Source organism: Martelella alba, assembly GCF_005217455.1.
Taxonomy (GTDB): domain Bacteria; phylum Pseudomonadota; class Gammaproteobacteria; order Enterobacterales; family Enterobacteriaceae; genus Acerihabitans.
This window is the reverse complement of the sequence record NZ_SZPQ01000045.1, coordinates 25,354-33,213: the sequence shown is the minus strand read 5'-3', so window position 1 is coordinate 33,213 and position 7,860 is coordinate 25,354. Positions and strand designations below refer to the sequence as shown.

At 56.3% G+C, this 7,860-nt stretch carries 5 protein-coding genes and 1 pseudogene; 3 read left to right on the top strand and 3 right to left on the bottom strand.

The annotated features are described in order from the left end of the window. Nucleotides 1–139 precede the first annotated feature (139 nt). From FCN80_RS21760 to FCN80_RS21750, 3 genes are all read left to right on the top strand, one after another. A complete protein-coding gene (locus tag FCN80_RS21760) occupies nucleotides 140–904 on the top strand; it encodes a tyrosine-type recombinase/integrase (protein WP_230492853.1) in 765 nt (254 codons plus the stop codon). Nucleotides 905–1,251: 347 nt separating this feature from the next. Beyond that, nucleotides 1,252–2,298, top strand: coding sequence for a Fic family protein (locus FCN80_RS21755; RefSeq protein ID WP_136992445.1), 1,047 nt, complete (start codon nucleotides 1,252–1,254; stop codon nucleotides 2,296–2,298). Between the two features lie 10 nt (nucleotides 2,299–2,308). Beyond that, the gene (locus tag FCN80_RS21750) at nucleotides 2,309–2,509 is read left to right on the top strand and encodes a phospholipase D-like domain-containing protein (protein ID WP_136992444.1); all 201 of its coding nucleotides are present in this window, start codon (nucleotides 2,309–2,311) and stop codon (nucleotides 2,507–2,509) included. Nucleotides 2,510–2,727: 218 nt separating this feature from the next. On the opposite strand, the gene FCN80_RS21745 is transcribed toward FCN80_RS21750, so the two are convergent. From FCN80_RS21745 to FCN80_RS21730, 3 genes and pseudogenes are all read right to left on the bottom strand, one after another. Beyond that, complete coding sequence (locus FCN80_RS21745; RefSeq protein WP_136992443.1) at nucleotides 2,728–3,072, bottom strand: nitrous oxide-stimulated promoter family protein; 345 nt, start codon at nucleotides 3,070–3,072, stop codon at nucleotides 2,728–2,730. Nucleotides 3,073–3,196: 124 nt separating this feature from the next. Beyond that, a pseudogene (locus tag FCN80_RS26985) lies at nucleotides 3,197–6,012 on the bottom strand (autotransporter outer membrane beta-barrel domain-containing protein). Between the two features lie 660 nt (nucleotides 6,013–6,672). Next, nucleotides 6,673–7,716, bottom strand: a complete 1,044-nt coding sequence (locus FCN80_RS21730; protein ID WP_136992440.1) for an aldo/keto reductase — start codon at nucleotides 7,714–7,716, stop codon at nucleotides 6,673–6,675. Between the last annotated feature and the right edge of the window lie 144 nt (nucleotides 7,717–7,860).

Here is a 7,860-nt window from a genome sequence, read left to right as displayed (position 1 = left end):
CTTCCATCGGGAATAAGGATCTGGCAGCCTGAGTTCCCAACTAAAATACTCTCCCGGAAAACCGGGGCGGTTCAGTTCTTACCGGGCGAAAGAGTCACGCATCAGGAAGTACCTGTCGCCCAAGTTCGACGGGATGCCGATGAGCGACATTGGCGTGAAGCAGATTCGTCCGCTGCTGGAGGAATGCAAAGCCCACGGCGCGCGGGCGGCGATTCACGTCAAAGGCGATCTGTCGGCCAACTTCGAGTTCGCGGTGGTGCGAGGTCTGGTCGAGGTCAATCCTATTCCCAGTCTTCGCGGGCTGCTACGCGTGCCGTTCAGCGAGAGCAAGGCGGCGATGACGCGAGAGCAAATCCAGAAGTTCTATCAGGAGTTGCGCGGCTACCGGGGCTATCCGGAAACCTCTTTGTGTCTGCGGCTGATTGCGCTGACCGCCTGTCGTCCAAGGGAAGCGGCGGATGCCGAGTGGGACGAGTTCGACTTTGAGGATGCACTGTGGCGTCGGCCTGCGGCGAAGATGAAAGCCCGGCGTGACCATGTCAGCCCGTTGTCTGCACAGGCCATTGCCGTGCTGAAGGATTTGCAGTGCATCACGGGCGGTGGCCGCTATCTGTTCCCGCACCGGAGCGGCAAGGGCTTTACTACGCCTAACCGGCTGACTTACGCGATGCGCGACATGAACCTGGGCCGGGGTACGACGCCGCATTGCTGGCGGACGACCTTTTCAACCTGGGCCAACGAGAACAGATTCCGGCCTGATGCAATCGAGCGGCAGCTTGCTCATGTGGAGAGCAACAAGGTGCGGGCCACGTACAACAAGGCGTTGCTGCTGGATCAGAGAAGGATGCTGTTGCAGGACTGGGCTGAATATCTGAGTGCAGCGGAGGACAGCGGCACGGCATAGGGGCAACTTCGCCGAGTGTTGCAGAACGATTAGACAGGTGCGGCCTTTTCCTTTTCCGGGTAGGGCCGTTGCCCCTTGGGTGCCGTTCCCTTGCCATTTCCTTTGCCCGAGGATGATCGCTGGGAAATGAGGTAAACAATGGATTAAATGGGGTAATTGTGAATTTATTACCCCTTTTTAGATTCATGTCGCTCATTTCCTTCTTGGTCGGCTATACAAGCCTCTCACGACCGATCCAATGATCAGGAAATAGGGTAGTCAAACACGGGTAAAGAGGTATTTTTAGAGACAATACCCCATTTATAGGCTATGATTACCCCATTTACACAGCCTGGGCTTACATTTCCATGCACTCGCTCACACCCGAGTACCTTGCCGCGCTTCGCTTCGATGGCACTCAGGCCTCCACGTTGCGCACACTGGGCGAGTACCAGGGTAAGCAGCAACTCTACGCCGCGCAGTCGCCCGAAGCCCTCAAGGGTCTACGCCAGATCGCGGTGGTGGAGTCCACTGAGTCGTCTAACCGGCTGGAAGGTGTTGTCGTAGCGCCCTCGCGGCTGAAGTCTCTGGTCATCCGCAACGCAACACCAAAGAGCCGCTCCGAACAGGAGATCGCCGGCTACCGTGACGCCTTGGCGCTGATCCACGAATCGGCCGCGCACATATCCTTCAGCGAGGGCGTGGTGCTGCAACTGCACACCCTGCTGTACCGCTATATGCCGCAGGCGGGCGGACGCTGGAAGGCTACCAACAACGACATTATCGAGCGTCACCCAGACGGCACTTCGCGCCTGCGCTTCCAGCCAGTTGCTGCGCACCTCACGCCTATGGCCATGGCTGATCTGACCGGGCGCTACGCCACCGCGCTGGACCAGCATCTGGCCGACCCGCTGGTACTGGTGCCGCTGGCGATGCTCGACTTCCTGTGCATCCACCCTTTCCCGGACGGCAACGGTCGCATGTCCCGCCTGCTGACCCTGCTGCTGCTCTACCACTTCGACTATGCCGTGGGTCGTTACATCAGTCTGGAACGCATCTTCGAGGACACCAAGGAAGGCTATTACGAAACGTTGGAAGCCAGCTCGCAGGGCTGGCACCAGGGGCAGCACGACGTTAAACCCTGGCTCGATTACTTCTGGGGTGCCTTGCTACGGGCCTACCGTGAGTTCGAGGAGCGTATTGGCACCATCGAGCGTGGCCGCGGCAGTAAAGGAGACCGGGTGCGTGCGGAAGTCCTGGGGCGCACCCTGCCGTTCTCGATTTCCGAGATTGAAGAGGCCTGCCCGGGCGTGAGCCGGGACATGGTTCGACTAGTGCTGCGAGCGATGAAATCAGAGGGGTTGATCGAATCGACTGGCAAGGGGCGAGGGGCGAAATGGATCAAGCGAGCGTAAGGGGAGCACGATGGAACTGATCGACAACATCAGCCGCTTGCTGGGCGACGATCTCAAGCAGACCCTCAGGCCCGGCGCGCGCCTGAAGATCGCAGCCTCGTGCTTTTCGATGTACGCCTTAGAGGCGCTGAAAGCCGAGCTGGAAAAGATCGACGAGTTGAATTCCACCTCAATGACAGTCTCCGGCACCGCCATCTTTCTGATGAACTGAGACTGGAAACTTTCAGACAGCGGGGGCTTGTTTCTGCTGGTCAAGCCGACTGGCGGTAAGCTCTGGCGGTGGAATATAGGTACCTTGTTCAAAAGCGCTCAACCCGCTATGGGTTTAAGAGCAAAAACGTCAAGAATACCTGTCCTGGGTATTTTTTTAACTTCATGACCGCGAAAAACCATGCCGCCAAACAGTGTTTTCATAGCCTACGGCGGGTGTTATTTCTTCGGGCGTTTTTTTTCCGGCAGGGGCGGCGTCGGGCGGCGGTCGTCAATAAAATGGAGCACGGTCAGGATAGGATGCCGCCACAGCATACGCGGCCCCGCCCAACGCATTATATTTTTCATTTCCTGGCGCTGGGCCGCTTGATAGCAATGCACCGGGCAGTGTTTGCAGGCGGGCTTACCTTGGCCGAACACGCATTTGTCCAAACGCTTTTGCGCGTATGCATTCAGCGCCCGGTAATGTTCTTTATCCGCTAATGCCTGCGGGCAGCGGCGTTCATAAAGGGTGATCATCTTGAGGATGGTCAGTTTTTCGCGTTCGATATGCCCCGTTGGCATAGGATACCCTTCTGCTTAAAAAGTTTGATGGCGAAGCCCGGCGAGGCGCGCCGCCCAAAAGATCCTCCCGGCGGAGGAAGGCGGGCCGGATCAGCGCCACTTCGCCATCGACCGGCCATTGCGATTAGAAGGCGTACTTGACGGTCAAGGTTGCCGCGCTTTCCGACCAACGGTTTTGCCCCCATTGCTGGCTGATACCGCCCCCCAGGCTGAGATTACGGCTAACGACGGCCTTTAGTCCGGCCTTCATTTCCACAATATCGCGCGACCCCGCCAAATCGACGGCGACACCGTCCAAGGTTGCGCCATAGGATTGCGAGTTGTGAATATAGTTGGCTTCGATATACGGCTCGAAATAACGGCCATTATCATCATCGCGGGCGGCATGCACTTGCATGTACGCCCTAAGCCCCATGCGCGAGCGAATATTATCGTTGCCGCCAGCGCTGACACGGGTGCCGTTTTGTTCCGTGTGATCATCGGCGGTTATCCCCGACCAACTGATTTGCGCCTGCGGCTGCACAAACACGCTGCGCCGCAGGGACTGAGAGATAGCAATAACATAACCGCCCTCCAGCGAAGCCGTCATCCCTTTGGCGTGATATTCTTCGCCGAGCTCATCCGTGCCGGTGACGGAATTGTCAAACCAGTTATAGCGCAATTCGGATTCAAGCCATAATCCTTTGTTCGCCGTGCCTTCGGCATACCAGGTGCCATAAGCGCCAAGGGTATAGCCGTCAACCTCTCCCCGCGCCCGATAGCCGGTCAACCGGGAAACCGTATTGCTGCGGCTATGGCCATAACCCGCTTCGGCGCCGATGCGCCAGCGCCCCGCTCCGCTAACGCCTTCCGCCAGGGAGCCGCCCAACAGGGCTGAGTAGTGATTATTGCTGACACGCAGTTGGCCGCTGTCGTCATCGGCAGTGGTCCTGGCGCCGGTCGCATGCAGCCAGAGACGGGTATCGCGCTTTTCGCCGGTAAGGGGGTCGCGATACACCGTACCCTGCCGGTCGCTGTGGCGGGTATCGAACAAATTGGCCGCCGCCGCGCTGTTGGCGGCATAGGCGCCCGCTTCCGGGCGGATCGCCGTTTCCTCCCCGCGTTCGACAGAAGACAAATACCAATCGCTATCTTCCTTAACTAAATGATAGTCATAAGCCCCGGCGGCGATACGGCCTTCCTGGATAAACTCGCCGTCGGACTGCCCCCCACCTCGATTAAGGGAATACCCTCCAGGGTGGCGGCGCCGCTGCCGCCCAGATTATTCACCCGGACATAGCTGGTACCGGCGGTGTCGCCGGTAATAATGAGCCGATCGCTGGGAGAATCGTCGCCGCCTAGGGCTGTGTTGAACGACAACACGCCATTGGCGCCGGTATAATCCCCGTTAATGGTCAAGCGGGCGCCCGCCGAATCCCCTTGTAATGACACGATGCCCGCATTGCGCAAATCGCCTAGGGTCTGGCTGTAACCATGGGTATCCAGCGTGCCGCCCGTATCCACGTCATAGGTCGAGTTGGGGCTGAAAACATTATCGCCGCCCGCCCGCAAATCCCCGCCGCTAATGGTCGTAACGCCGCTATAGGTGTTGCTGGCGGTAAAAACCGTGTCGCCGGCCAACACATTCACGCGACCGTCGCCCGTGATCGCGCTATCAAACCGATAATCGTTCGTGGCATGATTAAAATTGAGGGTTCCATCGCCGCCGCCGAATAGGATGATCGGGCTATCAATATAGCCGGCGGCCGTGGGAGCGCCTCCTGGCGCGCTGCCGATATTGATGATACCGGTGGCGCCGGCATAGCGGGCGATATAAACCTGGGCTGCCTGCACACGGGCATCATCGCTGATGGTCAATTCACCGCTGCCGGTACCGGCGGCAAAGCCCCCCACATAGAGAGGGGCCAAATTTTGCCATAAGGAGTGCCCGCCGGTCACAAGCACACTGCCGGTACTCTCTCTATCACCGATAATACCGAGGTTATCAATGATTGTACCCCCGTTCGCGATAACCAGCGTCGCCTCCCCCTGCGTGCCGACATCCAATCTACTGGTTTCCAACATCGATCCGCTGCCGCTGACCAGCAAGTTTCCAGAGGATCCGGTATTTATTCCCAAGGCCGTATAGCCGGTGGTCGTAACCGTACCGCCATCGGCAATGGAAACCGAGCCCGTGCCAAAATTACCAATCAACAGACTGCCGCCAATGAGCCACTGAGAAGTCGCCCCCTCCACTGAGGCGGTGCCATCGGAACCGGCGGATACGCCCAGTACAGCCGAGTTATTTTGTGTGATTTTACCACCCGCGCTGATATTCAGCGTCCCCTTGCCGCCCTCACCAATATGCAGCACATCCGCGACAGTCAAACGTGAATTTTCACCGCTGACAGACAGATTCCCGACGGCGTCTTGCCCCTGCGCAACGAAAACCGTCTCTGCGCTAACGGCCCCACCGTTGGAGATGATCATGCTTCCTGTGCCGGTATTCCCCACCAATATCGCGGCGTCGGTGGTAAGCATCGTGTCTGGATTTCTCACATAAAGATAGCTGGCAAAGCCATTACCAATTTCGACCACGCCATTCAATACGCTGATTTGCCCTTTATCTTGTACGCTGACAATGGCGGCCCCGGACTGCCCGATAATAAAATCCCCGGCAATAGTCCATATCGACCCCGCATTTTCCACTGTGACTTCCGAGGGTATTGAGCTGTTATAATTAGCGATTATGGCCCCTCCACTGCTCAGTTGGCTGCCATCGGCAACCGATAACTGGCCAGACACGGTATCACCTACGATGATAGTTTGATCGGTACTCCATTGGTCGCCCCAGGGGGGCGCGGGAACAACGTTACCTGAGTACGAAATATATGCAACGGCATTATGATTAATAAATAGCGTCAGGAATAAACTCACCGAAACCTGCCGTATAACGAGCATTTGTGTTTTCTTTTTCATGATCTCGAAATAACCCTTGATGATGAACACCTAAAATAAAGCATTCGCAACCCGTCCACTCGCGGCCGCGATGCAATTGGACGTATTTAGAGTAAATTTACCCAACACCTTTTATTGTCGATTTATCACGCCGCGCTGCACAGCGAAAAATGTTATATATTAAATTCAGCTAAAGTAAATCCGGCATCAAGGCATGGAATGCCATGAACATTTATCAATTTGAATTATTAATGGTTTTTTATCAGTCTATGCCGATTTCCCCGGAGCCATATATTCAGACGAAGGCATAATGAATGATAAACGCTGGCCTCAGTCATAAAATGCAATACAGTAAAACACAAAATACGCATATAATTTATTTAGGTCAAGAGCCGGATTTAGTGATAACCAACACCGCTGTGTCAGACATGCGTTTAATTCAACCTGTACCACACATGTCAGTGATATTATAATTTCAAATGCGGAATAATTTGAGGCAGTGACGGGCGGCGACTCTTTATCATCGGGTCGTCACACGGCGATGAAGGAGACATGGGTGGGAACGAGGCAACGTGAAGTATGACGGGCATACATGCGTGACAACGTATTTCTGTTTTATATAAGCCGCGCCGGCGCACTGTCGCCCCGGCGCGGAATTGTCGCTTACCGTCCACCCGCCAGTTGCTGTTTTCTGATCCCGCCCTGGCGTTCCAACATCCAGCCAGGGTATTCCGCCGGCAAGGCGCTGACCTGATTGATGGCCGTTAACTCATCGTCGGTCAGTGACACGCCGGCGGCGGCCAGGTTGTCCTCAAGTTGATCGATGCGTTTGGCGCCGAGGATCACACTGGTGACCACCGGTTGATGCAGCAGCCAGGCCAAGGCTATCTGCGCCACCGACACGCCGTGCTTGTCAGCGATGTCCTTCATCGTATCGACGCAATCAAACGCCCGTTCGCGATCCACCGGCGGGAAGTCAAACGAAACCCGCCGACTGCCTTGTTCCGCCTGACCGTCACGGCTGTATTTGCCGCTAAGGAGCCCGCCCGCCAGCGGACTCCATACCATCAACCCCACCTTCTCGCTTAGCAACATTGGCGCCAACTCCCGTTCCAGATCGCGGCCGGCCACAGTGTAATAGGCTTGCAGCGACTCGAACCGGGCCAGACCCAGGCGTTGTGAAATACCCAATGCCTTCATTATCTGCCAGGCGGCCCAATTGGAAACACCGACATAGCGCACCAGGCCGTCACGCACTAAATCATCCATGGCCCGCAGCGTTTCTTCAATGGGAGTGGCCGGGTCGAAACCGTGCAATTGGTACAAATCGATATGCGCCAGTTGCAGCCGGTGCAAGCTGGCCTTCACCGCCTCCATGAGATGGAAACGGGAGGATCCGCGGGAATTGGGACTGGCAGTACCGGTTTCGCCAAAAACCTTGGTGGCCAGCACCACGTTCTCACGAGGTATCTTGAGGTTTTTCAAAGCCTGACCGGTCATGATTTCCGAACGGCCTTCAGAATAAATGTTGGCGGTATCGATAAAATTGATACCATTGTCCAGCGCGTGGCCGACCATGTTGTCGACGTCGTTTTGCCGCAGATTGCCTATCTTGCCCCACATGCCGCCTTCGCCGCCAAACGTCATGGTGCCCAGGCACAGCTCAGAAACAAACAGTCCGGTGTTGCCGAGTTTATTATAACGCATCAAGGTGTCCTCACAGGTTGTCCGAAGCCCGACGGACTTCAGCGGGAGATAACTCTGCCGTCTCAGGAATGATTAAGAAATTATGCAGGGAGAACCACGCATTTGCCCTGCGCATTTCTCTCGGATTTATGCCCGATCCTCCTA

Coding starts and splice junctions, on each gene's coding strand:
- FCN80_RS21730 (WP_136992440.1), bottom strand. CDS start 7,716: ATGCGTTATAATAAACTCGGCAACACCGGACTGTTTGTTTCTGAGCTG.
- FCN80_RS21755 (WP_136992445.1), top strand. CDS start 1,252: ATGCACTCGCTCACACCCGAGTACCTTGCCGCGCTTCGCTTCGATGGC.
- FCN80_RS21760 (WP_230492853.1), top strand. CDS start 140: ATGAGCGACATTGGCGTGAAGCAGATTCGTCCGCTGCTGGAGGAATGC.
- FCN80_RS21745 (WP_136992443.1), bottom strand. CDS start 3,072: ATGCCAACGGGGCATATCGAACGCGAAAAACTGACCATCCTCAAGATG.
- FCN80_RS21750 (WP_136992444.1), top strand. CDS start 2,309: ATGGAACTGATCGACAACATCAGCCGCTTGCTGGGCGACGATCTCAAG.